The 25,628-nt window shown below is 72.0% G+C and carries 19 protein-coding genes; 11 read left to right on the top strand and 8 right to left on the bottom strand.

The genetic code is table 11. The annotated features are described in order from the left end of the window. Nucleotides 1-32: 32 nt before the first annotated feature. Entirely contained in the window at nucleotides 33-1,478 is a 1,446-nt protein-coding gene (locus E9565_RS17780) for a Coenzyme F420 hydrogenase/dehydrogenase, beta subunit C-terminal domain (RefSeq protein WP_236836187.1), read from the bottom strand. A gap of 764 nt (nucleotides 1,479-2,242) precedes the next feature. Here E9565_RS17780 and E9565_RS17775 point away from each other — a divergent pair. Together E9565_RS17775 and E9565_RS17770 are read left to right on the top strand one after the other, a co-directional pair. Continuing rightward, the gene (locus E9565_RS17775; RefSeq protein WP_236836185.1) at nucleotides 2,243-3,562 is read left to right on the top strand and encodes a UDP-glucose/GDP-mannose dehydrogenase family protein; all 1,320 of its coding nucleotides are present in this window, start codon (nucleotides 2,243-2,245) and stop codon (nucleotides 3,560-3,562) included. 141 nt (nucleotides 3,563-3,703) lie between these two features. Continuing rightward, entirely contained in the window at nucleotides 3,704-3,889 is a 186-nt protein-coding gene (locus tag E9565_RS17770; protein WP_236836183.1) for a hypothetical protein, read from the top strand. Between the two features lie 869 nt (nucleotides 3,890-4,758). Here the strand turns inward: E9565_RS17770 and E9565_RS17765 are convergent. The 4 genes from E9565_RS17765 to E9565_RS17750 all read right to left on the bottom strand — a co-directional run bounded on the left by E9565_RS17765 (nucleotide 4,759) and on the right by E9565_RS17750 (nucleotide 9,775). Then, a complete protein-coding gene (locus tag E9565_RS17765) occupies nucleotides 4,759-6,900 on the bottom strand; it encodes a glycosyltransferase family 4 protein (protein WP_236836180.1) in 2,142 nt (713 codons plus the stop codon). 168 nt (nucleotides 6,901-7,068) lie between these two features. Further along, nucleotides 7,069-8,040 (bottom strand): glycosyltransferase family 2 protein, encoded by a 972-nt coding sequence (locus E9565_RS17760; RefSeq protein WP_236836178.1) that lies wholly within the window; start codon nucleotides 8,038-8,040, stop codon nucleotides 7,069-7,071. Between the two features lie 20 nt (nucleotides 8,041-8,060). Next, a complete protein-coding gene (locus E9565_RS17755) occupies nucleotides 8,061-8,630 on the bottom strand; it encodes a CHAP domain-containing protein (protein ID WP_236836176.1) in 570 nt (189 codons plus the stop codon). Next, nucleotides 8,624-9,775 carry a polysaccharide lyase gene (locus E9565_RS17750; RefSeq protein ID WP_236836174.1) on the bottom strand — a complete coding sequence of 384 codons (1,152 nt, stop codon included), beginning with the start codon at nucleotides 9,773-9,775 and terminating at the stop codon, nucleotides 8,624-8,626. The genes E9565_RS17755 and E9565_RS17750 overlap by 7 nt, the downstream gene beginning before the upstream one ends. Before the next feature lie 252 nt (nucleotides 9,776-10,027). On the opposite strand from E9565_RS17750, the gene E9565_RS17745 reads away from it, so the two are divergent. The 5 genes from E9565_RS17745 to E9565_RS17725 all read left to right on the top strand — a co-directional run bounded on the left by E9565_RS17745 (nucleotide 10,028) and on the right by E9565_RS17725 (nucleotide 16,195). Beyond that, nucleotides 10,028-11,059, top strand: coding sequence for a glycosyltransferase (locus E9565_RS17745; RefSeq protein WP_236836171.1), 1,032 nt, complete (start codon nucleotides 10,028-10,030; stop codon nucleotides 11,057-11,059). 50 nt (nucleotides 11,060-11,109) lie between these two features. Beyond that, a complete protein-coding gene (locus E9565_RS17740) occupies nucleotides 11,110-12,615 on the top strand; it encodes a lipopolysaccharide biosynthesis protein (protein WP_236836168.1) in 1,506 nt (501 codons plus the stop codon). After that, the gene (locus E9565_RS17735) at nucleotides 12,612-13,850 is read left to right on the top strand and encodes a polysaccharide pyruvyl transferase family protein (protein WP_236836166.1); all 1,239 of its coding nucleotides are present in this window, start codon (nucleotides 12,612-12,614) and stop codon (nucleotides 13,848-13,850) included. The genes E9565_RS17740 and E9565_RS17735 overlap by 4 nt, the downstream gene beginning before the upstream one ends. A gap of 219 nt (nucleotides 13,851-14,069) precedes the next feature. Beyond that, on the top strand, nucleotides 14,070-15,233 hold the full coding sequence (locus E9565_RS17730; RefSeq protein WP_236836163.1) for an acyltransferase: 1,164 nt from the start codon (nucleotides 14,070-14,072) through the stop codon (nucleotides 15,231-15,233). Further along, nucleotides 15,230-16,195 carry a glycosyltransferase gene (locus E9565_RS17725; RefSeq protein WP_236836159.1) on the top strand — a complete coding sequence of 322 codons (966 nt, stop codon included), beginning with the start codon at nucleotides 15,230-15,232 and terminating at the stop codon, nucleotides 16,193-16,195. The genes E9565_RS17730 and E9565_RS17725 overlap by 4 nt, the downstream gene beginning before the upstream one ends. A gap of 97 nt (nucleotides 16,196-16,292) precedes the next feature. On the opposite strand, the gene E9565_RS17720 is transcribed toward E9565_RS17725, so the two are convergent. From E9565_RS17720 to E9565_RS17710, 3 genes are read right to left on the bottom strand one after another with little or no spacing between them, the layout of a single operon-like run. After that, nucleotides 16,293-17,783, bottom strand: coding sequence for a hypothetical protein (locus E9565_RS17720; protein WP_236836157.1), 1,491 nt, complete (start codon nucleotides 17,781-17,783; stop codon nucleotides 16,293-16,295). After that, a complete protein-coding gene (locus E9565_RS17715) occupies nucleotides 17,780-18,508 on the bottom strand; it encodes a YveK family protein (RefSeq protein ID WP_236836153.1) in 729 nt (242 codons plus the stop codon). Before E9565_RS17715 ends, E9565_RS17720 begins: the two co-directional genes overlap by 4 nt. Continuing rightward, nucleotides 18,505-19,524, bottom strand: a complete 1,020-nt coding sequence (locus E9565_RS17710) for an alpha/beta hydrolase (protein WP_236836150.1) — start codon at nucleotides 19,522-19,524, stop codon at nucleotides 18,505-18,507. Before E9565_RS17710 ends, E9565_RS17715 begins: the two co-directional genes overlap by 4 nt. 316 nt (nucleotides 19,525-19,840) lie before the next feature. On the opposite strand from E9565_RS17710, the gene E9565_RS17705 reads away from it, so the two are divergent. The 4 genes from E9565_RS17705 to E9565_RS17690 form a co-directional block, all read left to right on the top strand. After that, nucleotides 19,841-21,757 carry a hypothetical protein gene (locus E9565_RS17705; protein ID WP_236836149.1) on the top strand — a complete coding sequence of 639 codons (1,917 nt, stop codon included), beginning with the start codon at nucleotides 19,841-19,843 and terminating at the stop codon, nucleotides 21,755-21,757. 2 nt (nucleotides 21,758-21,759) lie between these two features. Continuing rightward, nucleotides 21,760-23,265: a lipopolysaccharide biosynthesis protein gene (locus E9565_RS17700; RefSeq protein WP_236836147.1), complete on the top strand. Its 1,506-nt coding sequence runs from the start codon at nucleotides 21,760-21,762 to the stop codon at nucleotides 23,263-23,265. A gap of 81 nt (nucleotides 23,266-23,346) precedes the next feature. Then, a complete protein-coding gene (locus tag E9565_RS17695) occupies nucleotides 23,347-24,150 on the top strand; it encodes a hypothetical protein (protein WP_236836144.1) in 804 nt (267 codons plus the stop codon). A 94-nt stretch (nucleotides 24,151-24,244) separates the two neighbouring features. After that, nucleotides 24,245-25,628, top strand: a 1,384-nt coding sequence (locus tag E9565_RS17690) for a hypothetical protein (protein WP_236836142.1), incomplete at its 3' end; no start/stop codon positions are given.

Below are 25,628 nucleotides of genomic sequence, written 5' to 3'. Positions count from 1 at the left end.
CGGTTGCCCTCGGCATCGCTGCCGCCGGACCGTCAGAGATTGCGGCGCAGGTAGCCGGCCCGCCGCAGCCGCCCGGTCACCGCCCGCCGGACCTCGCGCACCGCCCGGTCGAGCAGGTCCCGGGTCATGAGTGAGCGGTACTCCGCGATGAGCGGATCCATCCGGCGCCAGAACAGGGCGAGGTCACCGGTGTTCCTGGCCTCCCGGAACGCCTCGTGGCTCAGCGCGCTCATCGCGCTGCGGGCCTCGAAACGGCGTCGCTCCCGCCGGGTCAGGTGGCGTCCTGTCGCCACCACCCGCTTCGGTGGCACCCACCGCCCCTGCGCACGAGCCGCCGCGACCCGGTAGGCGAGGCCTTCCCTCCGGTGCCGGAAGTTGGCGTCCTGGGAACGCAGGCTCGCAGACGTCGACACCTCCTCGAGGCGGACGTCCCCGCGCGCAGCGCCGTCAGCGAGCAGCGCCGACAGGGCCGGATCCCGCACGACGACCAGGCTCGTGCCGCGCCAGTCGGCGGTGTACTCGGGCAGCCAGGCGTCACCGAACGACACGTCCGCGGTCTCCCCGCTGATGTCGTCGCAGAAGTCGCACGCGTCGAACTTGAACAAGCCGAGGCCCCAGTCGGTGCCGGGCAGCTCCTTGACCGAACGCGTGACGCTCTCGCCGTCAGACCGGGTCGCTCTCGTCCCGTACGCGTTCGCCGGTAGGCCCTCGAGCTTCTCCCGGAAACTGACGGCGGCGAGCTCGTCGGGGGGAACGGCCATCTGCCAGCCGAGGAGCTCGCCGTACGCCGTGCTCTTCATGTGCCCGCAGAAGATCGCGGCGGTGTAGACCACGCGGCTCCGCAGCAGGTCGTCGACCCGCATGAGATTGCGCAGACCCTTGATGAAGCACGGGACGCCGATCACGAGAACGCGTTCATGGGCGCTCACCGCTTCGGGCAGCGCTGCGTGCAGCGTCACCGAGTGGTAGTGCGACTTGCTGCCCGAGAGGAGTTCCTCGACCGTGGTCGAGACGGCGTACCGGAACCGTGGGTCCTGGGTGGAGCTCTCGGGCAGGACGTGGACGACGGCGTCGATGAGGTTCCGGCGGAGCAGCGTCGCAGCGAACCACGAGGCCAGTCCACCGGAGCTGCCGGCCCGCCGGTACTCGTCACCGGCGTGTCCGGCCCAGATCCTGTCGTGGTAGCCGACTGGCGGGTCGTATCGGAGCTCGGAGGTCGGGAGGAAGCGTCGCGCGAGCGCGTCCTCGTCCTCCGACTTCTCGGCGAACGGGCAGATGGCCGTCAGCGGTCGACCGGCCGATCGCCCGGGTGCATCCTTCAGGTAGGCCTGCCACCGGCCGTGCTCGTCCAGTCGCATGCCCAGCACGTCGGGCTCCGCCACGGCGCACGTGCCGCAGCCGATGCAGAAGCCACCGTCGATCACCGTCGACGCGAGCGCGGACGCCTCTTCAGGGGCCGGTGTCGGCGGCGCCGTCACCGGGCGCCTCTGCTTCCGGCGCGGTCGCGAGCGGAGTCGGAGGCCGGGTTCCCGGGCCACTCGACCGTGTTCATGCCCGACCCCCCGTGTGTGACGACGACGGCCCCGAGGGTAGGCGGCGAACGGAACCGAGAGCCCGGCTCCCCCCATGGGGATGGACGCGGCCGTGGCCGGCGACCGGTAGCAGAGGGCCGCGTCACCCGAGGTGTCGGCGCTGGCCCGCCCCTCGCCTGCTCGGTGGGAGGTACGCGGACTCACCTGTCGCGGTCGTGGCCCAGTCGCGTGTCGACAGGGGCGAGTGGGGTCGTCCGTCGTCCACGACGACGTTCGGTCGGTGATCGAGGATCGACTCCCGCTGGTCGGCCAGTCGGATGGTCCGGCCGATGAACAGCGCCAGAATGAGAGCGCACAGCACCCACAGACTCACTGCGAGCAGAGCCCATTCCATACGACTCTCGCAAGGAAGGCGGATCCACCCGGTGGACCCGATTCGGTGTGGGATTGTGCGCGCCCGACGCGGGCTGTCTGGAAGTGTTCCACCGTTTCCATTGTCGGTGCCAGTGCGTTGGGGGGATGTCCGGTGTGTGACGCCCGCCGGAACGGTGCGGGAAGACGCGGTGCGGGGCGCGCGTAGCCCTACGTGGTGACGGCGGCCCGCCGCTGTCTGGCCTTCGCGGGGAGCGGCGACGTAACGTCCGGGTGCCACGGCGCTGAGTGGCGAGACAGCTCGCCCAGTGAGCCGTCCTGGGCTGGAGGAGAATCGCATGAAGATCTCGGTCATCGGTTGCGGCTACCTCGGTGCGGTGCATGCCGCCTCGATGGCCGAGCTCGGTCACGAGGTGGTGGGTGTCGACGTCGATGCTGCGAAGGTCGAATCCCTGCAGCGCGGGGCCCCGCCGTTCCACGAGCCCGGCTTCGGGGAGCTGCTCGGCCGGACCCTCGCCTCCGGGCGGCTCACGTTCTCCACCGACTTCGCCGACGCGGCCGGCTCCCGGGTGCACTTCGTCTGCGTGGGCACCCCGCAGAAGCGCGGCGAGTACGCCGCCGACCTCCGGTACGTGGAGGCGGCCACCGAGGCGCTCCTCCCGGTACTCGCGTCCGGAGACCTCGTGGTGGGCAAGTCGACCGTGCCGGTGGGGACGGCGGCACGCCTGGCCGAGATGGTCGAGGGGAAGGTGCCCGGGGCGCTGCTGGCGTGGAACCCGGAGTTCCTGCGCGAGGGCTTCGCCGTCCAGGACACCCTGCACCCCGACCGGCTGGTGTACGGCCTGCCCGCGGGCGCCGACGGCGACACCGCCCGCGCGCTGCTCGACGAGGTGTACGCGCAGATCGTCGAGCGCGGCACCCCCAAGGTGGAGAGCGACTACGCGACCGCCGAGATGGTCAAGACGGCGGCGAACTCGTTCCTGGCCACCAAGATCTCCTTCATCAACGCGATGGCCGAGCTGTGCGAGGCCACCGGTGCCGACGTGAAGCTCCTGGCCGACGCGATCGGCTACGACGACCGGATCGGGCGGAAGTTCCTCAACGCCGGCCTGGGCTTCGGCGGCGGCTGCCTGCCCAAGGACATCCGGGCGTTCATGGCCCGCGCCGGTGAGCTGGGCGCCGACCAGGCGCTGACCTTCCTCAAGGAGGTCGACAACATCAACATGCGCCGCCGGATCCGCATGGTGGAGCTGGCACGTGAGGTGTGCGACGGCTCGCTGCTGGGCAAGCGGGTCGCCGTCCTGGGCGCGGCGTTCAAGCCCGACAGCGACGACATCCGCGACTCCCCGGCGCTCAACGTCGCCGCGCAGCTCCAGCTCCAGGGCGCCGTCGTCCGGGTGACGGACCCGGCCGCGGTGGAGAACAGCCGCCGGCAGTGGCCGCACCTGGACTACGCGGACAGCCCCGAGGAAGCAGCCGAGCAGGCCGACGCGGTCCTCGTGCTCACCGAGTGGCGGCAGTACCGCGAGCTGGACCCGCAGGAGTTCGGCAAGGTCGTCCGGTCCCGGCGCATGCTCGATGGACGGAACGCGCTCGACCGCGACCTCTGGGAAGCCGCTGGCTGGACCTACCGGGCCCTGGGCCGCCGCGCGACCTGACGACTGCCCGGGGCCGGCGGCGGGGGAGTCGCCGGCCGACCCGAGTGCCACTGGTGCGACTGCTGTGACGCATGGGACGACACGGCATCTCCAGTAGTCGAGCGGTGACACCCAGCGAGGACCACGGTCCATGATCACTGCATGCTGTGGGCCTGGAGCGTCGGGATCGTCGTGTGGTTGTTCCTGTCAGGGGTCGTCGCGGTGACGCTCGGCCGTGGGATCCGACTCGCCGACGACCGGGCGTCCGTGGACGGGAGCCAGCACTGGGTGGGAGCTCGCACCGTCACGGCGCCGCGCGGGCAGGCCGCCGCCGCATCGGGCGCCTGACCGGCTGTCGCCCGAGTCGGCGGGGCGACCTCCTCCGAGACTTCCGGTAGTCGGTCAGATCCTTTGGGTGAGGGCGCTCGGCGCTAGACCGGCACGCCGACTGCAGCGACCGGGATGCCGGCGGTCGGTGTTCCGGCGTGGCCTAACTTCGCGGGCATGGCGCGTCGACCCTCCCCCTCGGTGGACCGTTCGGGACGGCGCTGGGCGGTCGGCGCGGGCCTGGGCGTGCTCGGTCTGCTGGTCGTCCCGGTTGCAGTCGTGCAGGGCTCGGTCGGCTCGACCGCCGACCGGCTCGCACCGTTGCCGGCGGTGCCGCACGAGAAGCCCTTCGATGAAGCGCTGGCCCCGAGGCCGGCCGAGGGGATCGCCGTCGCCCCGGACGTGGCTACCGAGACGCCAGGCGAGTCCGGCAGCGCAGCCACGGCCGCCGGCGCCACTCCCGCCACGCCCTCTCTGCTGCCCCGGGCGGTCGCATCGCTGCTCGAGTCGTCAGCCCCCTGGGCCCCGCTGTCGTCTGCGCCGAGTGGCCGGTCATCGGCGTCGGCGCCCTCGATCCGCTCGGTCGAGAGAACCGGCGCGGCAACCCGGCCCAGTCCCGTGCCCCGGTCGTCTCCGCCGTCGCCGAGCGGTTCCGTGCAGCCCACCCTCCGGTGACGACGACGCAGCCTCCGGTGACGACGACGCAGCCTCCGGTGACGACGACGCAGCCTCCGGTGACGACGACGCAGCCTCCGGTGACGACGCAGCCTCCGGTGACGACCACGGCTCCCGAGGAGACGACGGTGCCCGAGGAGACGACGGCTCCCGAGGAGACGACGGCGCCACCGCCGGAGTGACGGCGGCGCGCCTGGAGCGTGGGCGCCGTCGGTTCAGGAGCGGACCGATGCCCCCCTGCGCTCGGCGAGCGCCGCCAGCCACAGGGCCTCGACTCGCGGGAACACCGCCGCCGAGCTGAAGCGCTCCTCGAACGCCGTCCGGGCCGCCCGGGCGAGATCGTCCCGCCGGTCGGCATCGGAGATCACGTCCTGCAGGGCGGACCGCAGCGCGTCGGGGTCCGCGGGCGGGACCACGACGCCGCAGCCATCGAGCACGGCGGCGATACCACCGACGTCCGTCGAGACGACGCAGTTGCCCCGCGCCATGGACTCGAGGATGAACATCGGCATCGCTTCCTGGCGCGACGGGAGGACCGCGACGCGCGACTGGTCCAGCAGCGCCATGAGCTCCTCGTGCGGCAGGGCGCCGGCGAACGTGAGCCCGCGGATGTCGCGGCGGATGAGCCGCTCGTCCTCCACGGGCCCGGCCACCACCAGTTCCCAGTCCGGCGCGTCGATCTTCTCCCAGGCGTCCTGGAGGACGTCGATCCCCTTCCGGTAGGAGACCACACCGCCGAACACCACCAGGTTCCGCTTGGGGCTGGGCCGGCTGCCGGGGATGGCGTTGGGGATCAGCGCCACCCGCGACTGCGGCACGGCGCGCTGCACGACCTCCGTCGCCTCGCCCGAGAGGGTGATGACCCGGTCGGCGCCACCCAGCACCCAGGCGGTGAGGCGCGGGTGCCGGGCGGCGAACAGGGCGAACGAGCTGCCGTGCAGATGGGCCACCGTGGCGAGCCCGCGCAGGTGTGCCACGCGCAGCAGGACGCCTTCCCGGAGGAAGGAGCCACCGCCGGAGAGGTGCGCCACCAGCACCGAGGAACGGCGCGGCAGCCGCAGGATCCGCAGCAGAGCGGATGCCCCCTTGACCGCCGCGGCCCGCAGGTCGTGCGGGTTGCCGCGCGAGGTGATGACCTCCACGTCGACCTCGGGGAACCGCCACTCGAGGTAGCCGTTGACGACCTGCGTCATGCCGCCCGCGATGTCTCCGACGCGGCCGAGGTGGTGGACGGAGGGCCGAGGGGCTCCCGGGGATCGCCCCAGCGCCTGCTGGATCTCGCCGCGGTGCCTGCTCAGCCGCTGACGCGCCTCCAGCAGGTGGTCGAAGAGCTCGGTCCGGCGAGCGGCGAGGGCGCTGAGGCGCCGAGCGATCTCGTCCTCGTCATCCGAGCCGGCGTCGACCGTGGCCCCCTCGATCCCGATCGTCCGCAGGTGCCGGTCGACCTTGTCGGAGGGGATGACCGGCGAGCCCACCGGGACGGCGCCGTCGGTGAATGCCGCGATGACCACGTGCAACCGGTCGGAGATCACCATCGCCGCACGCCGGTAGACCTCGCGCAGCCGGTGCTCCTGCAGGTCGTGAGGCGTGTCCGGCGGCCAGTGGATCGCCTCCCCGCCGAGATCGTCGGCGAGCCGCCCGGTGCGCTCGTCGTCCACCCGCACCTGGGTGACCACGGTGATGCGCCAGCCGTTGCTCTCGGCGAAGCCGCGCACCGCGCGGATCCATGCTCGGCTGGGGTACGGCCGGTCCACGTCGCCACGCATGGAGACCACGAGCACGTCGCGTTCGGGCGCGAGTTCCCGGAAGGACGCGACGTCGGCGTCGCCGCCGCCCTCGCCGAACGCCAGGTCCGGCATGACCCCACCTCGCCGCATGTACCGAGCAGTGGCGTCGTCCCGCCAGAGCGTGACGTCGGACAGCAGGATCGACGGCAGCATCAGCGCTCGGGGTAGCGGTGCGAAGTCTCGCGTGCCCACGCCCGCGCGGACGGCCGCCCCGCGGCGAAGCCGCAGCGCCATCAGCAGGGGGAGCAGCGAGAGGTGCTCCTTCATGCCGATCAGCGTCAGCTGGATCTCGCCTGGTTTGAACGCGTAGGCGGCCCGCCCCCGCAGCGCCGCGGACAACGCTGCGCCGTACCAGGTGCGCAGGGACCGGTACACCTTGTCGTCCGGAGCGAGCTGCAGCCCCTCGTCGTAGCCGGCAGGGGAGCGGCCGACGTAGACGTGCAGATCGCCCGCGGGCCGGATCCAGTCGAGGAGCTGCCGACGCAGCACGATGTCGCCGATGTTGTCGTACTGGCCCCGGGCGACCGCGAAGACCTGGGTCGCCCGTGGAGCGGAGTGCCTGGCGCTCATCGGGCCACGTCGGAGCGACCTCGGGAACGCCTCATGCCAGCTCCTCCACGCCTTCGGGCGGCGGCGCCGCCGGTACGGATCTCCGCCGACCCTACTGGCCCGGCCGGCGGCCGCAGTGGGCTCGAGACGGGGTCGTCACCCGACAGGTGGAGACGTTGCGGGGATGCCTCACCGGTCAGCGGCGGCGAGCAGCTTCCGGTACAGGGGCAGCGACATCTTCGCCGACACCGCGAACGCGAGTCGCTTCAGGTCACGGCGCCGGGCGAGCAGCAGCATGTCCGGCACGCGGACCCGGGACCGCAGCTGCCGGATGCGCTGCCGGCGCGCCTCCGCCGTGTAAGGCCCCTGTACCGCGTCCTTGAGGCCGGAGAGCGTGAGATACCGGAGGGCGAAGTAGCGGTAGTCGTCGCTGTCGACCACTTCCTGGCCCAGCCGTCTGGCGGCGGACTCGACGGCGCCGGCGAGGAGGTCCAGCGACTCGGCGCGGCTGGAACGGCTGGTGATGATCGAGCCCGGGCGCACCCGGTAGTCGTACACGTGCGCCGGGGTGAAGCAGACCTGATCGGCAGCGGCCAGGGCCTGGGCGACCAAGGCCAGGTCGGACTGCACCCGGGCGGGCGTGAACTCGACGGACAGCAGGAGGTCCCGGCGGAAGAGCTTGTTCCACAGGTGGCCCGTGACACGCCCGACGAGGAGCAGGTGGAACGCGTCTGCGCCCGTCACCGGGGGGCCGGTCGGCGGTACGAGCGGAGCCGGCGTCCGACCCGACTCGAAGACGTACCGAGCCGCAGCCACCACGACGTCGCTGCCGGGATTCTGCTCGGCGGCCGTCACCAGGTGCTCCGCGGACCCTGGCGACCAGTCGTCATCCGAGTCCACGAACCAGATCCACTCCGAGGTGGCCTGCTCGACGCCGCAGCGGCGGGCGCGGGCCACCCCCCCGTTCTGCGGCAGTTCGATCAGCCGGATCCGGGGGTCCCGGTCGGCCGCGGCGCGGGCCAGCGCGCGGGAACCGTCCGTGGAGCCGTCGTCGACCACGACCAGCTCGACGTCGACGCCCGTCTGGCCGAGGATGCGGTCGATCGCGTCGACGAGGTGGGCCGCGTCGTTGAAGACGGGCAGGACGACGCTGATCCGCATGGCACCTCCGCGACCGGTTCTCAGGCGTACGAAGGGTAGGCGTACGTGATGCGTGCAGCGTCCCACGGCCGGGCGAAGCGCCGTACGAAGCGTTCCGCGGGCGGCAGGCTCACCGGGTGGTCGCCCTCCATCGTCTGCGCCACGCCGTCCGTCACGGAGGTGACCAACCCCACGCGGTACGGGAGGACAGGTCCATCGGCGTAGAAGATCAGGGCGCCGACCTCCGGCCGGTCGCCGAGCGAGTCGGCGCGGTCGAAGAAGTCGTAGAGCTCGGCCACGTCGTCGGTCCTGGGGAGGCCCCGCGCGCGCAGGAGCCAGGAGATGAACAGCGCGCTCCACTCCTCTGCGGGGGCGCCGTACCACTCGGCCCACTGGCTGCCCAGCAGGCGCACGCCGGCGGAGGCGTCCGCGTCGGCGAGCACGTCGGCGAGCGCCGGTCGCGGGTCCTCGGCGGGCTCGGTCGGCGTCGTCGCCCCGGGCGTGGTCGGCGGCCCGTCCTGCTGGGAGGTGACGACGGCGATCCCGCCGAGCAGCAGGGCGCCGGCGCCGGCCCCGAGGAAGGCGCGCCGGGAGATCCCGTCCCTCACCACGCCGCCGGCTCCCGGTAGGAGCGGGGATCCGCCTCCTCGACCGTCTCCGCGATCCGGTGTCCGGTGTGCCACACGGTCACCCGGTCGAAGCGGTCGTTGATCCGGTAGATCTGCATGTCGGTGCGGAACTCCTCGGAGTCCTCCCGGAAGAGGACGCGCGGGATGCGGTGCAGGCCGTGCAGCGGCATCGGGCGGACCCGCGTGGACTCCCCCTGGTTGGCGTAGACCTCGATCCACCCCGCCTCCACCATGGCCGAGGCGCGGATGCGGAGCACGACGTCGGTCCAGTGCCCCCGGCGGTAGGGCAGCCACAGCAGCGGCGCCGGATCGCCGGGGTTGAGGTCGTTGCCGCTCAGCTTGAACTCGTCGAGGGGCGTGTCGACGGTCGGCCGGCTGGCGTGCAGCACCAGCGGGGCGCTGGTGTTGTACGGCGGGCCGTAGAACTGGAACAGCGCGATCCACCCGGTAGGACGGTCGCCCGGGTTGGTCACGTCGTCGTCGGGATAGGACGTCGGGAAGTCGTCATCTGGCAGGAACGCGAAGCCGACGCAGAACTCATCGCCCTCCTGGATGACCTGCGGGCTCGACGACTGGAAGCGCACCGTCGACGTCGTCGGCTGGTCGTCGTCGTCCTGGGCCCGGTCGGGGACGGAGACCCGCACGACGCGTCGCACCGGGCCCAGCAGGGGGTCGTCCTGCACGGACGCGTACCGGCCGCCGACCACCGCGGAATGGCCGGCCTGCCACCGGTCGGTCGATGCGCTGTAGTCGGCCGCCCACGCGAGTTCCGCCCGCCATCCGCCGGGGGGCACGTCTCCGGGCCCCGGCGGGTCGTTCGCCGTGACCACCGGTACGGGCTCGGAACGGACCGCCACCCCGTCCACCACCGCGGACGCCGTGAGCCAGAACATCGCGTCCCCCGGCGTCGCGACGTCATCCTCGTCGGACGCCTCGCCACCGGCGTCGCCTCGCCGGGTGGTGTCCCAGCGGATGACGTACTCCCGCCCGCTGCTACGGGTCGCTTCGAGAGGTTCCCCGGCGAGATCGCCGGTGAGGAGCCGGACATCCTCGACCGTGTCCCCGCCGGTGACCCGGATGCGGACGTCCTCCGTGCCGCTGACCCGTGCCCCGGGGGCGGGAGCCATCACTGCTATCCGGTTCATGTCCCTCCCGCGGACGATCGTACTGGGCGATCACGGGCGGGCGGCCCGGCCGCAGGCCCGCGGACCCGGCGGCCGCCACCTCGGCCGTGGGACGCTAGCGTCCTACGAAGAGCCGGGATCAGGGCGCCCGTCCGCGCGTGGCGCCGGTGGGGCCCTCGGCCCCGTGACGCGGCGGCCGAGCCGCACGGAGGAGGGAGCGCCGCCGTCGCCATGACCGTTGACGGTGGACAGGGGATGGATGAGGCCTCGGAGGCCCCGGGCCGCGGGCCCCGTCCGCTGATCGTGCTGCACTCGCTCCGGCCGCCCGACGGCACCACCAAGTACGTGGACCAGATCGTCGAGGGGGCGCCCCCGGACGTCGACGTGCGCCTCTTCACCTGGTGGACCGCCCTCTTCGGCCGGTACGACGTCCTCCACGTCCACTGGCCGGAGTTGCTGGTTCGCGACAGCCGGGGCATCGGCGCCCGCATCCTCAAGCGGCGGCTCCTGGCCGTGCTGCTCCTGCGGCTGCGGCTGCAACGCATCCCGCTGGTCTGGACAGCCCACAACCTCGGGCCGCACGAAGAGGGCAGCGCGGCGGAGCAGAGGGCCCTCGCGAAGCTCTCCCGGCGCATCGATCTGGTGATCCGGTTGAACGAGGCGAGCCCGGCCGTGGGCGGCGAGGTCTGGCTGATCCCGCACGGGCACTACCGCGACGCCTTCGCGCCGCACCGGAAGCCGGAGGCCGAGCCGGGTCGGGTCCTGTACTTCGGGCTGATCCGGCCCTACAAGGGCGTCGACCAGCTGATCGAGGCCTTCGAGAAGCTGCCGCGCAGCGATGCTCGACTGCGCATCGTGGGACAGCCGCACCCGGGGCAGGCCGAGGGCGTGCTCGAGGCGTGCGCGCGTGATCCGCGGATCAGCAGCACCCTGAGGTTCGTCGACGATGCCGAACTCGTCGACGAGATCTGCCGGGCGCAGCTCGTCGTCCTGCCCTACCGGGGCTTCATGCACAACTCGGGCTCGCTGCTCGCCGGGCTGTCACTGGGACGGCCGGTCCTGGTCCCCTCCTCACCGACCAACGAAGCGCTCGCCGAGGAGGTCGGACCCGGATGGGTGCTCCAGCACACCGGCGACCTCACGCCGGAGGTCCTGGAGGCGGCGCTTGACTCCACCGTGGCCCTCCCGGACGAACCGCCCCGGCTGGACGGCAGGGACTGGGCCTGGATCGGCTGTCGGCACCGCGACGCCTACCTCCGTGCGCTCGCCCTCAGGCGCGGTCGGTGACACGAGCAGCCGGGACCGGCCCGGCCGGCCGAGGCGGCGCGAGCCTGGGGGTGGCCGCCTCGCGGGGAGCGGTCGTCTCCCTGGGCGGGCAGATGGCCCGGGCGCTGCTGCAGGTGGTCGGCATCGTCGTCCTCGCCCGCCTGCTGTCCCCGGAGGACTACGGGGTGGTGGCGATCGTGGCCGTCATCGTGGGCATCGGGGAGTTGTTCCGCGATTTCGGGCTCTCGACCGCCGCCGTTCAGGCTTCGACCCTGAGCCGGGCGGAGCGGGACAACCTGTTCTGGCTGAACTCGGGCATCGGGGTGGTGCTGGCCGCACTGCTCTGCGCTGCTGCCCCGTTGATCGCAGCCGCCTTCGACGATCCGCGGCTCACGGCGGTGGCCATGGCGCTGTCCGTGACCTTCGTGCTCAACGGGCTGTCCACGCAGCACCGTGCGATGCACGTCCGCTCCCTGCGATTCGGCGTGCTCGTCAGCACGGAAGCGGCAGGGCAGGCCGTCGGAGTGGCCGTCGGCATCTCGCTGGCACTCCTGGGCCACGGGTACTGGGCGCTGGTGGCCCTGCAACTCGTCCAGGGGGCGGTGACGCTCCTGCTGCTCGCAGCCGGCGGGAGGTGGTTGCCCGGAGGCATCGACCGGGGCGCCACCATCCGGCCGTTCGTGGGCTACGGGCTGCCCTTGCTCGGCGCCCAGGTGCTCAACCTGGCGGGCACCAGCGCCGCAACGTTGACGATCGGGGCACGTTTCGGGACGGCGCCCGTGGGCCTGTTCGACCGGGCGTCGCAGCTGGTCAGACTGCTGCTGCTCCAGCTGCAGGCGCCCTCCACGCGGGTGGCCGTCCCGGTGCTGTCGCGGCTGCAGTCGCAGCCGAGGCGGTTCTCGGACTTCGTCTCCTACGGGCAGGTGGTGCTGCTCACGCTGATCGCCGTGATGTTCGCTCTGCTGGTCGCCCAGGCACCCTCCGTGGTGCACATCGTGCTCGGTGACCAGTGGGCCGACGTCGTCCCCCTGCTGCGCGTCCTGCTCATCGCCGGCTTCTTCCAGTCGGCGGCCTACGCCGTGTACTGGGTGTTCCTGGCCAGGGGGCTCACCCGGTCGCAACTGCGCTACGCGCTCGTGACGAGGCCGGCGATGGTGCTGCTCGTGATAGCCGGGTCCTCCTGGGGCGTCCAGGGCGTGGCGGTGGCGTACGCGGTCGCCGCGGCCTGTGCGTGGCCCGTCGCCCTGTGGTGGATCCGCCGGGCTGTCGAGGGGCTCTCCGGCAGGTTGTTCGGCAACGGGGTCCGTGCCGGTGTCCTGCTGGCCCTGGCTGCGACCGGTTCCCACCTGGCCGTCCTCCCGATCCCGGCGGATGCGCACCTCCTCCGGCTGCTCGTGGGGAGCGCCGGCGTGCTGGCGGTGGTCGTCGCCCTGGGGCTCCTCTGGCCGGCGTTCCGCAGGGACCTGGGGGCGATCGCCGCCCTGCGCGGCACGGTACGCAGCGCCCGGGGCGGTGGGACGACGACGGAGCCGGTGGACCCGCGGCCGCCGGCGCCGCGCGTGGAGGTGGAGTCGTGACCGTGCTCTTCTCCCGCGCCCTGCGGGTCTGGCGCCGGTCCGTCGTCGGCAGCGGGCTCCCGGGGCTGGTCGACCGGACGCTGGTCCGCCGGTCGTTCCGGGCCCGCACGCGGACCCCCCGGGCCACGCTCATCGTCTCGGCACCGGGCAACGGCAACATCGGGGACCAGGCCCTGCTCGAGGCGCTGATCGAGAACATCGGCGGTCCGGTGACGGTCATCGTGCCGGACGCCGCAGAGCCGGAGATGTCCGACGACTGCCGCCGGCGCGTGTCCGTCTGCCGGCTCCCCGGGCTGCTCTACGGCAACGGCGCCGAGCACCGTGCCGCGGTAGCGGGGTTCGGCGAGGCGCTGGCGGATGCGGCGCACCTCTGCATCGTGGGGGCCGACGTCATGGACGGCCGCTACTCGCTGCCCGCCTCCGTGCGCCGGTCGACGCTGGCCACCGCAGCGGCACGGGCCGGCGTCGACACGCGCGTCATCGGCTTCAGCTGGAGCGACCGGCCACGGTCAGCGGCCCGCCGATCCCTCGCCGCCGCCGGACGGAGCGGCGTCCGACTGCTGCTCCGTGACCCGGTCTCGGCAGCGCGGGCGCGCCGGGACGGGATCGTCGGGGTGCGCGAGGCGGCGGACGTCGTCTTCGCCGCTCGCTCGGTCGAGCGGTCCGCGGCAGCGGACGTCCTCGAGGGCGTCGACCGACCGGTCGCGCTCGTGAACGTCAGCGGTCTGCTGGCCGAGCGACTGGACCAGACCGACGACTACGTCGCCGTCGTGGACGGGCTCCGGTCGCGGGGCCTGCACGTCGTGCTGCTGCCGCACGTCGCCCGCGAGCGGGCCGGTGACCTGGCGGCCTGCGCGGCCGTGGCCGAACGGGCCGGGCCGACGGACGTGACGCACGTGCGCAGGCTCCTGACCCCCGCCCAGGTCCGCGGGCTCGCGGAGCGGTCGACGATCACGGTAACCGGTCGGATGCACCTGGCGGTGATGTCCCTCTTGCAGGGGGTACCGGCCGTGACGCTGGCGACGCAGGGCAAGGTCGAGGGTCTCATGCAGCTCTTCGGAGTTCCTGGACTGTGCGTGTCACCGGAGCACGGCTTCTCCGCCGACGTCATGGACGCCGTGGAGGGAGTGCTGGACGAGGCGTCGTCAGCCCGACGTGCCATCCGGACCGCGCTGCCACGGGTCGTGGAACTCGCCCTGCGCAACGTCGAAGGGTTGCCGGTGAGCGTGCGGTGACCGGTTCTCCGCGCCGGCCGCTGAGCAGCCCACCTTCGGCAGGGCCGCCCGGGCAACCGGTCTGGCGGGACGAGACCCGTCCGGGGGACCGTGACCTCCACTCCTTTCGCGTTCACTCGCCGGTTTCGTAGCATTGCGCACCGTTGGATCGATGCGTCGACGCATCCGAGCGGATCCACACCGCCGGCCGACGAGGGCCGGTGGGGGAATGGGGTGAGGATGTCGGGCAGCGCCGGCGGAGCGACGGCAGGGCGCCTGGCGTGGCTCGAGCCCACCAAGGGCGTCGCCATGTTCATGGTCGTCGCCTACCACGTCATCCTGTACCTGCAGTCGGCCGGCGTCGACGCCATGCTCGGCCGAGCCCGGGCGGCCTTCGAGCTGTTCCCCATGCCGGCGTTCTTCCTCCTGACGGGGATGTTCGCCGCCCGGCAGGCGCAGTTCAGCTTTCCTGCCCTGTGGCGCCGCAGACTCCTGCCGATCCTGTACCTGTACGTGGTCTTCTCCGTGATCCGGAGCCTCTTCACGTACCTGGTCCCCGGGATGGACCTCAGCTTCGGGGAGGAGGCAGCCACCCCGCCCGCCGAGCTGCCCTTGATCCTGGTGTGGCCCCGTGGTTACTGGTTCCTCTTCGCGCTGTTCCTCTTCACCCTGCTCCGCTGGCTGATCGCCCGGTTCCCCGGGTGGGTGCAGGTCGCGGGCAGCGCGATCGTCTCTACCCTTTTCAGCACCGGTCTCGTGGACGTCCAGAACGTCGGGTGGAACCGGGTCGGCGGGCTCTTCTTCTTCTTCGTCGTGGGCGCCGTGTGGTCCCGGCAGATCAGGGACCTCGTGGCACGCGCCCACCTGGGCCACCTGGTGGCCGCGGGCGTGGTGTTCGTCGTCGTCTCTGTGCTGATCCTGCTGGGCCTGCGCTGGATCCCCTTCCTGGCGCTGATGGGTCAGGTGGCAGCGGTCGCGGCCGGCATCATGGTGGTCGCCCGCCTCGTGCGGTGGCGCCTCATCGGGGTGTTCGAGACGCTCGGCGTCAACAGCCTGAAGATCTACCTGCTGCACATGTTCATCGTCGCGATCCTGGTCGCGCCGCTGCCTCTGCTCGATCCGGAAGGCTGGCCGCGGTGGCTGGCGGTGGCCGTCCAGCTGATCTACACCGTCGTGGCGGCGGTCGCTGCGCTCGCCCTGGCCCGTGTCACCAGCCGTGTGAGATGGCTGTACGTGCCACCCGCGTTCCTCCGCTCCTCCGCCCGCTCGGGTGGCGGCACCCAGGGTGCACGCCCTCTGCCCTCCGCAGACGGGAGCGCCGCGACTGCGCAGCAAGCGGTCGGGGACGCCGCCCCGGACGAACGTTCCGCCCCGCCCGCCACGACGTCTGAGGACCCCCGATGAGCCTGTCGCCCCTGCCCGACCTCCAGGACGGGCGCCGGCGCCGGCTCGTGCTGGCCGCTTCGACCGGTGGGCACCTGGCGCAGCTCGTCCGACTCGCGCCGGGACTGGGCGCCTCCGACGACTCCCTGTGGGTGACCTTCCGCAATCCGCAGAGCGAATCGCTCCTCCAGGGCCGCGATGTCCTCTTCGTGCCCTACATCCGCCCCCGCGACGCGAAGTCGATCGCGCGTGCGTTCCTTGAGATCCTGCCCCGCATCCGCCGGGGCAGCTATGCCGCGGCGGTGAGCACCGGTGCCGCCGTGGCCCTGGCCGCGTTGCCGGCCGCACGACTCGCCGGAGTGCCTTCGCTCTACATCGAGAGCGTCTCCCGGCTGCAGGGGCCCTCGCTCAGCGGGCGCATCATCGCCGCGCTCAGGTTCGCCGAGATGAGGAGCCAGCACCCGGGGTGGGCGGGGGGCAGGTGGGGGGTGCACCCCAGCGTGCTGTCGACCTACCGGCCGCAGGCTCTGTCCGGGGTCACCCCCGGGAAGCCGTCCCTCTTCGTGACCCTGGGGACCATCCGGGGGTACGAGTTCCACTCCCTGATCGACCGGATCATGCAGCTGGGCCTGGCCGACGAGCGCACCGTCTGGCAGCTGGGCGACACCCGACCGCGCAGGCACCTGCCGGGACGGGTCGTCGCCGAGCTCCCGTCCGCAGAGTTCGATCGGCTCACCGCGCAGGCCGACGTCGTGATCACCCACGCCGGCGTGGGAACCGTGCTGCAACTGCTCGACCGGGGCATCGCGCCGGTCGTCGTCCCGAGGCGGCGGGCACGGGGCGAGCACGTCGACGACCACCAGCACCAGCTCGTGCAGCTGCTCGCCGACGCCGGCGTCGGGTTCGCCGTCGAGGTGGACGACCTGACCGCCGACGTGGTGGCCACGGCCGCGGCGACCGGGGTGCAGCGGCTCACCGCCTGACGACAGCCGAGCGAGCACCGCCTCGTGCACCGGCGAGCCGGCTGCCGACCGAGCCCCGGGTCGGGCGCGGTCTCCGCCTGCCCGGGCGCCGTGCCGCTCAGCTGTGGACGGCACCGGCCCGTGGGCCGTCGTACGCCGGCGATCCGGCCTGCGGCCGGTCACCGCCGGCCTCCCGAGCGCGCGACCCGGAGCGGAAGGATGCGGCGATGCCGGCGACGGCGAACATGAACGGATAGGACGGCGGGGACACGAAGACAGGGGACGCCAGGGACTCCACCAGCAGGAGCACCATCCAGCCGATCCCGGTGAGCCGAATCCAACGGACCAGCCTGTCCTCGGCGGGTGAGGTCCGACGCATGAGAGACACCAGCATGGCCAGGACGCCCGCGGCGAAACAGGCTGCGCCGAGCCACCCGGTCTCGCCGAGGATCGCCGGCCACTGGTTGTCGTTCAGGTACTGCCCCGTCCCCGGGCTCAGGCCGTAGCGGCCGGGAAAGCCGAGTTCGTAGTAGATCGGGCTGTAGATCGCGGCGGCCGTGGAGCTGCCGTACATGCCGAAGCCGGCACCGAGCGGGAAGTACTGTGCGGCGACGAGGAAGCCGCCGTACGTCAGCTCCGACCGGGCCGAGTCCTGGAGGACGTAGAGCGCGAAGTCCGCACCGACCAGTTCCAGCAGTGGTGGCGCCGCGACGAGCGCGAGGACCGGTGCGGCGCAGAGCAGCGCCATCGCGCCTGCCGGGCGGAGGAACCGGGCGCCGATCGCGCTCATCGTGGCGAGCAACCCGACGATCGACTTGACCTGGAAGGTCAGGAAAGCGAGGCCTGTGGTCACGGCGGTGAGCAGCGTGTTGGCCAGCGAGCGGCGGACGACGAGCCCATAGGTGAGGCAGGCCACGGCCAGGGCGCCGCAGAAGCGGCTGAACGCGGCGGGGTGCTGGAAGAGGCCGCTCAGCGCGGGAAGCGGGCCCACGCCGTTCATCGGTGGGTTGCCGGTCAGGAGGTTCGCCCAGGTGGCCGGTGCGACGAGGTTGAGCAACCCGGTCAGTGCCACGACGGCGATGGTGGCGAGCCCCACCCGGATGAGGACGACCAGGTCGTCCCGGGTCCAGCGCAACTGCGCCAGCGCGAGGGCGAAGAGCACCCCCTTGACGGCGATGAAGGCAGCCGGGACGGCGATGCTGAACGGCCCGTCCGCGGACACGGTGCTGAGCAGCCCGATGGCGACGAATCCGACGAACCACCCGAGGCCCGGGAGCCAGACGATCCGCCCCTCGGTGATGAGCCGCCGGGAGAGCAGCGCGGTGACCGCCAGGGCGATCATGCCTTCGTCCGCGTAGCCCCCGAGCGTCCCCAGGAAGGCCTCCAGCAGCGTCGAGGTGACGATCACCAGCGCCGTGATGAGAGCGAAGGCCTTGGGACGGAACGCCGCCACCAGCAGCATCGCTCCCGCGGCGACCGCCACGATCGGCAGGACGGGATGGAGGTAGGACAGCCCCACCAGCAGCAATGCCGTGGCAGCTGCCAGCGCCGCCCACGCGACAGCCCGGGCGGCTGCCCACCTCGGCCGCACGGACGACTCGGTCGTCATCGCGATCGGGACGGACCCGCCGCGAGTGCCTGGCGGAACACGATCGTGACGAAAGCCACCAGCAGTCCGATGGTCAGCGCGATCGCCAGGTTGACCAACAGGATGGGGGAGACGGGTGTGGTCGGGACGATGGGCGATTCCACGACGCTGCCGCTCACCTGCACCGCGCCGTCCGCGGGCGTCTGCTGCTCGATCTGGTCGATCAGCGTGGTGGCGATCGCGTTGGCCAGCTCGGCGGCCTCCTGGCCGGAGGAGCCCTCGACGGTGACCCGGATGATCGACGTCTGCGGAACGAGCTCGCTGGTGACGGCGTCGACCACCTCGGTCGACGCCAGGCCGGCACCGGACAGCTCGAGAGCCGGGTCGAGCACCGCCGGAGTCTCCGCGAGAGCGGCGTAGGTGGCCACCTGGTTGGACACGAACGACGATGCCTGGGCCATCGTCACGGCGTCCCCCGAGACGGCGGGCGAGACCAGCACCGCCGCCTGGGTCTCGTAGGTCGGGGGAGTGACCTGGGTGATGGCCCAACCGCCGACGAGCGCAGCGGTGAGCGCCGCCACGACGATGAGCCAGTTGCGGCGGATGATCTGCAGGACGTCCCGCAGGGTGGCGTCACCGCTGGATGCGTGGGAGGGGGACCCTGAGCGGGCAGGACCGTGCCCGTGGTCCGTGGGGTGGTCGTTCAGCGGGACCTCCGAGGCGGCGGGTTCACGGATCGTGGTCACAGGTGCGTCTCCAGGAACGAGATCATCGAGCGGCGGGCATCGGAGTCGAGCAGAGCGAGTCCGTGGTTGGACGTCTCCCGGATGATGAGGTCGGCAGGAACGCCGGCGTCCTGTAGCGCCGCCGCCATGGCTTCTGCCTGCTCGGCCGGCACGATCTCGTCCGTGCCGCTCACCAGGAGCATCGGGGGATCGGACGGGTCGAGGGCCGAGATGGGCGAGGCCTCGGCGGCCTGAGGGCATTCGGCCACGGAGCTGCAGCCCAGGTAGCCCAGCACCAGGTCGGTCGCCCGAGGGCTGGGTTCGCCGAGTTCCTGCGCCTCTGGGGTCATCAGGGAGACCCCGCTCAGCGACACGACGGCGCCCACCCGCTGACCGGTGTCCGTGGGCCCGGAACCGCGGGTGCCGGTGGACTGGGCGATGATCGCGCCTGCGGAGCTGCCCACGACCCCGATGCGAGCGGGATCGATGCCGAAACGCTCCACCTGTGCCGGCTCCCGCAGCCAGGCCACGGCGTTGCCCACGTCGTCGATCTGCGCCGGGTAGGTGTGCGCGGGCGCGAGCCGGTAGTCGACCGGGAAAGCCGCCATGCCCTGTTGGGCGATGTACTCGCACAGCCGGCGCATGCCCTCGCTGTCACGGTCGCCCGAGGTGAACCCGCCCCCATGCAGGAGGAGCACCGCCGGCGTGGCCTCCTCGCTGTTGCGCGGAAGGCAGGCGTCCAGCTCGAGCACCTCCGCGCCTTGCGACCAATAGCTGAGGTCGGCCTGCACCTCGACCCCCGGCGGGGTGGTCAGGCGCTCGGGAGGTGCGCCCGGTTCACCGCAGGACGCCAGACCCACGATGGTGAGGACCGCGGCGAGCGGGACTGCGATCCGCCGGCGCGTCGAGATCACAGCAGGCGAGCGGGCAGGCATCGACGTCTCGGCTCCCGTCAAGGTGGCTGTGGACGAGAACCGTCGTCGCGCAACCGCTTCTCGTTCCAGGCCGTCGGTGGACCGGCACGGTGCCGGTCGCATCTCTCAAGCTCGTCTGCACAGTAGTTGCGAAACGGCGATCACAGGGCCACGCCTCGGACGACGTCGCTCTTTCGGGCTGCCCGATCCCTGCTCCATGTGGGTGAGAGACGTCTTTCCCGGGAGCAACACCGGTCGAATGCGGCGTGACGTGCGCCAGAATGCACGGGAGACGATGCGCGCGGGCGTGAACAGCTGCGGGCCGCGCGGTACCAGCCGACGGGGAGCGCGACCGCGTCCCGTCACGGAAGAGACCCGGCCCCGGCCGGTCGCAGGAAGTAGGACGATGTCCGGAATCAGCTCCGTCTCGGGTCGATGCGTGACGGTGGCTCGGCGGGCGCTGCCGTTCCGCCGGACGCGGACGCGGCGCTACCTCAACGCCGGCGTGGACCTGGACGACTTCTTCGACTTCCTGAACGGTCAGGGCATCCGGTACGCCGTCCTGCGCTGGTTCGAGACGCTTCCCGAGGTCGCTCCCGGTGAGGACATCGACATCTTGGTCGCCGACGAGGACCTCGACCTGGTCGGGGCCGTGCTGACGTCCCACCGGCTTCCGCCACGACGGCAGAAGTTCGACGTCTACTCGGTGACGGGCCTGCCGGGCTCTGATTACCGCAGCATCCCGTACTTCTCGGAGCCGCTCGCCCGCGCGGTGCTGGAGCGGGCGGTGCTGCTGCGGGACCGCTACCGGGTGCCCTCTCCGCTCGACCACTTCGATTCCATGGCGTACCACGCCGTATACCACAAGGGTGACGCATCGGGGCTGCCTCGATCTGCCGGGGCGGCCCCGCTCGCCACGGCGGGTCTGGAGCACGACTACCTGGAGATCCTCGGGGAACTCGCCGAGGCGGCCGGGGTGTCGGTGCCTCTCACCATGGACGATCTCGACGCCTACCTGACCGGCAAGGGACTGCGCCCCCCGCTCGACACGCTCGACAAGCTCTCCGCGTCCAACGACTGGCTGCGTCACCGGATCGAGGAGCAGTACGGCCCCGTCGACGGCGGCATCCCTGGACTGAGCGTCTTCGTCCTGCGCGAGCGCGCGATCTCGATGCTCGCCCGCCTGCAGGACGAACTGCCCCGCGAGGGCTTCGAGCCCTTGGAGACGGTGTGGCTGGATCCCGCCGCCGTGCAGCGGGCCACCGCCGCCGTCCGCGGCGGCAACTGGGGGCGGGGCCCCTTCGCCGTCGGTGGGGGTCCGCCGGCGGCCTACGTCGTCGCCTACGACTTGCGTGCCGCCCTCCCCGGGGCGCCCGTCGGGACGGCCGGCACCGATGACGCGCGCCGGGTGCTGGAGTCCAAGCTCGCCATCCGGCGGCGACTCCTCGCCGGGGTACCGCCGGAGCATCGCTACAACCCGGTGCACAGCTCCGACGATCCCCGTCAGGCGCTGGACTACCTCGCGGTCCTCCGCGACGACGACGTCCTCGACCGGTGCCGCCAGAAGATCGGGCGCATCCGCGCCGAGACGGTCTTCCCCTTTCCGGTGGTCGAGTTGCTTCCGAGCCACCGCCGCAGGGCGATCTCCGCCGTGGTCGTGCACCCCGAGTTCGGGGAGTGCGTGTGCAAGCTGTTCTACCCGAGCGCGGTCCGTTTCCTGGCTCGCGAGCTTCGTGCGCGGACCGACTTCGCGGCTCTCCCGGAGGTGCCCGCCATGCTGGCATCCGGGGCGAACTGGATCCTCTCGCCGCGGTACACCGACACGGGCGCGCACGTCCGTCGCAGGCTTCCCGGGGTCCAGCACGTGCAGCTGAAACCCCAGGTCTCGCTGGCGATGGCGGAGCTCGCCCGGGCCCTGCACGAGAAGGGCAGCTTCCTGCTGGACCTGTCGCCGGCCAACCTCCTCACCGACCGGGCCGAGGGGCTGAAGGTGATCGACTGGGAATTCCTGCAGGAGTTCCCGGGCGAACCGCCGGGCCTGCTCCGCTCACCGACCGTCCTCGGTCGTGCCGACGACCTGGTCGACGTGGACACGCCGCTCGGCGTGAGCACCTCGGGCTCCGCGGCCGTCACCGTCTTCAACCCGATGGTCACCGGGCTGCCGCGCCGTCTCCTGCTCGGTGCTGCGCGGCGCAGCAGCCCGATCGTGGCCCTGGCCGAGCTGGGCATGGTCGTCGGCTGGTTGCGCCGGGGGGTGCGGTCGGCCGTGAGGGACGCGCTGAGGGGATCGGAGCGGGTGGCTCGGCGGTCGGTCCGCCGCTCGGTCGCCGCCCTCGCGCAACGCAGAACGGTCTGACCATGGGCTTGGTCCGAACGGCGATCCGGGGCCTCTCGTGGTCGATGCTGGCCGCGGTCGGCCAGGCGGTCCTCCAACTCGTCGCCATCGTGGTGCTGTCCCGGCTGGTGACCGTGGAGGAGTTCGGCATCGCGGCCGCGTCGATGGTCGTGCTGAGCCTCGTCGTCATGGTCAGCCAGCTCGGGGTGGGGCCCGCGCTCGTCCAGGCCCGACGGCTGGACGGGGCGGACGTCGCGACGGCGTTCTACCTCTCCACCGCGCTGAGCATCGTGCTGGCCGCCGGACTGTTCCTCCTGGCCCCCCTCGTGGGACCCCTCGTGGGGCTGCCGCCGGATGGCTCCTACCTGCGGCTGGTGAGCATGGCGCTCGTGCTGGGGGCGCTGAGCGCCGTCGCCACCGGCCTGTTGCAGCGGCGGCTGCGGTTCCGTGCCCTCGCGCTGCTCCAGCTGTTCTCCTACGGCTTCGGGTACCTCGGAACCGCAGTGGTGCTCGCCTACGCGGGCGCAGGCGCCGCTGCGCTGATCTGGGGGCAGATCGCGCAGTCGCTGCTCCTGGCGATCGGTGGGTACGCGCTCGAGCGGCACGACGTCCGGCCGCACCGCCCCGCGGCGATGCTGGCGAGCGGGAAGAAGGTGTTCCGGTTCGGTTCCGGCTACTCGCTGTCGCAGCTGGGCAACTGGGTGGGGACCAACGGCGACAACCTCGTGGTGACGTCCATGCTCGGGCCGGTGGCTCTCGGCCTCTACTCCCGCGCCTACCAACTGCTCGTCACGCCGGCCCAGCTGATCGGGACAGTCGCGGACAAGGTGCTGTTCCCCGCGATGTCGCGGGTCCAGCACGAACCAGACCGGCTCGCCCGGGCCTACGTGGTGGCGAACTCGCTGGTGGCCGTGGTGACCTTGCCGGCGAGCGTCCTGCTCTGCGTGCTGGCGCCGGAGATCGTCCGCATCCTCCTGGGGCCCGGCTGGTCCGGCGTCACGCTGCCGCTGCAGATCCTCGCGGTGGTGCTGCTGCCACGCACCGCGTACAAGATCAGCGGATCGCTGACCCGCGCCACCGGGGCCGTCTTCGGCGGAGCCTGGCGCCAGTGGCTCTATGCGGTCGAGGTCGTGGCAGCGTGCTGGATCGGCAGCCATTGGGGTGTCGTCGGTGTGGCCGCAGGCGCGTCCGGGGCCATCGTCGCGCACTGGGCCACGATGCTGAAGTTCTCGGGCCGGGTACGGCCAGGACTGGTGCACTCGGTGCTCCGCGCCTACGCCCGGTCGCTACCCACGACGGCGGTGACGGCGGCCGTGGCCGTTCCCGTCGCCGTGTGGCTGCGCTCCTACTCGTCGGAGGTCCTCACCCTCCTGGGTACCGGATCGATCGCGGTCGCGGCGGGCGGACTGACGCTGCTCCTCACCCGGAGGCTCTTCCAGGAGGAGTTCCGGTTGCTCCGCTCCGGGCGGCGGCCCCGCCGGGCCGCGCCGGCTCCGGTTCCACCGACTCCCGAACCCGCCGACCTCTGAGGTGACCGGAACGCCGACAACCCGCTCTGCCTCTTTCCAACACGGAGGGTAACGGAGCGCCGCACCTTCGACTGGACCGACGTGTCGATCCGGCGACGATCGAGCCCGGTCGTGACCGGGAAGGCAAACCTTGGACGTATGGGCAACGGGCACAGGTGGCGTGCGGGCTCGTCGGCGGCTGCGATGGTGGCCGTCCTGATCACGCTGGGTGCGTGCGCTCCCGGCGCGGCGGGCGGCGGTGCCGTCGGTACCCCGGGCGCGGGGGAGGACGCGGCGGGCACGACCGTTCCCGGTCAGGGCGCGGGCCGGGCCGGGACGCCCACTCAGTCCAGCGAGCCCGCAGTGCACCCCGTCACCACGGTCGTGATCAGCGGTGATCCAGCCGTCGCCACTGCCGTGGCGTCTGCAGAGGGTGCCTGGCCGACCGTTCTGGCCGAACGGCTGGGCCAGGCGGGCGCTCCGATCGCGGTGACGACTGCAGGGGAGGGTGGAGGCGCTTTCGTGCCGGACCACCCTGCCGCGAGCTCCTTCGTCGATCTGGTGCGCGCTGAGGTCCAGCACTCCACGCAGCTCGTCGTGTTCCACGACACCAGCACGGAGGAGGCAGCGGCCGGGGCGATCGAGGAGGCGGCTGCGGCCGCCTTCAAGGCCACGGAGGAGGCGGCGCCCGACGCCCGGATCGTCCTGATCGTCACCGCGACGGAGAGCGACACCCGAGAGGCGCTCGCGTCGGCCGCCCGAGGTGCCGAGCTCCCCGTCACCCTGGTTGACGCCGTCTCCGACGGCTGGCCCGCCTCGCCCGACCAGGAGGAGTTCGCCGACCGGCTCGCGCCGCACGTCGTGGAACTCGTCGGGGCGCTGGCTCGCTCAGGCGCCTTCGAGTAGCGCGCCGAGGGCTACCTCACCCCAGTCAGGCTCCGCTACTTCTCCGCTCGAAAGTCAACTGTTCGTCACATGGAGCGCTACCGAACGTCGTGACATGCGGGCGATCGAGCCGGCCAGCGTGAGAGCGCCTCGATCGGGGCTTGTGCGTCCTTACGCTGCGCGCGGCTGTCTCGCTGACCGGTGTGGTCTGCGCCCTACATCACGGGGATCTCCCATGCATCGTCCTGGTCCGGCGTTCGCGACGGCGGGCCCGTCGCCGACCGAGGACAAGCCGCAGAGCAAGTTGTGGTTCCACGACGGCTCGTGGTGGGCGCTGATGCGGACGAACGTCAACGGTGCTGACGGCAACCCGGACGTCACCGTTCACCGGCTGCAGCCGGACCACACCTGGCTCGACACCAGGACAGTGGTGGACAAGCGGGCCGCCAGCACCGGTGACGCGCTGTGGGAAGGGGGCAAGCTGTACGTGGCCAGCCGGGTCACGAACGGCGCGCTGCAGGCCGCCCGGTTGTCCTACAACCCGGCCAGCCGGACCTACTCCATGGACAGCGGCTTCCCGAAGTCGGTGACCTCCGGCAGCATCGAGTCCACGACGATCGCGCGGGACAGCCGCGGCCGCCTGTGGGTCACGTTCACCAAGCCGAACCCGAGCAACACCGGCCAGGACCAGGTGTGGGTGGCGCACTCGACGACGAGCGACACGACCTGGACGGCGCCGTTCCTGGTGCCGGTGCCGGACAACGTCATCGGTGCCGACGACCTCTCGGCGATCGTGGCGTTCGGCGGCAAGATCGGGGTGATGTGGTCGGACCAGCAGTCCAGCGCCATCCGGTTCGCGGTCCACCCCGACACCGCGGCGAGCAACGCGGGCTGGACCATGGAGACGCCGTTCTCCGGCACGCGCAGCGCCGACGACCACGTCAACCTGAAGTCGCTGATGGAGGACGACGGCCGGATCTACGCGGCGATCAAGACGTCCCGCGGTGACGCGTCCACCGACTCCCGGTCCGACCCGAGCGTCGTGGTGCTCTCCCGCTCGTCGACGGGGTCGTGGACGCCTACCACGGTGGCGACCGTGTCCGAGAAGCTGACCCGACCCCAATTGGCGCTCGATGCGACGAACCGCCAAGTCTACGTGATCATGTCCACCGAGAGCGGCGGCAGCATCTACTACCGCCGAGCTTCGATGGGCGCGAATCTGTCGTTCTCGCCGCGCGCCACACTGCTCTCGTGGTCGGGAGCCCTGATCAACAACGCGACCACGGCCAAGGCGCCGATCACTGCAGCAACAGGCCTGGTCGTGCTGGCCAGCGATGAGAAGAACACGAAGCGCTACTACCACGCCGAGCTGGACCTGCCGGGCGGCGGTGGCGGCACGACCGACACGACGGCGCCGTCGGTGCCGGGGGGTGTGGCGGCGGTGGCTGATGGGCCGGCGCAGGTGACGGTGAGCTGGTCGGCGTCGACCGATGACGTGG

Origin of the sequence: Blastococcus sp. KM273129 (genome assembly GCF_021698995.1) — a bacterium.
Lineage (GTDB): Bacteria > Actinomycetota > Actinomycetes > Mycobacteriales > Geodermatophilaceae > Blastococcus.
Note: the sequence above shows the minus strand (reverse complement) of the source record. Positions and strands in the feature narration are given on the sequence as shown.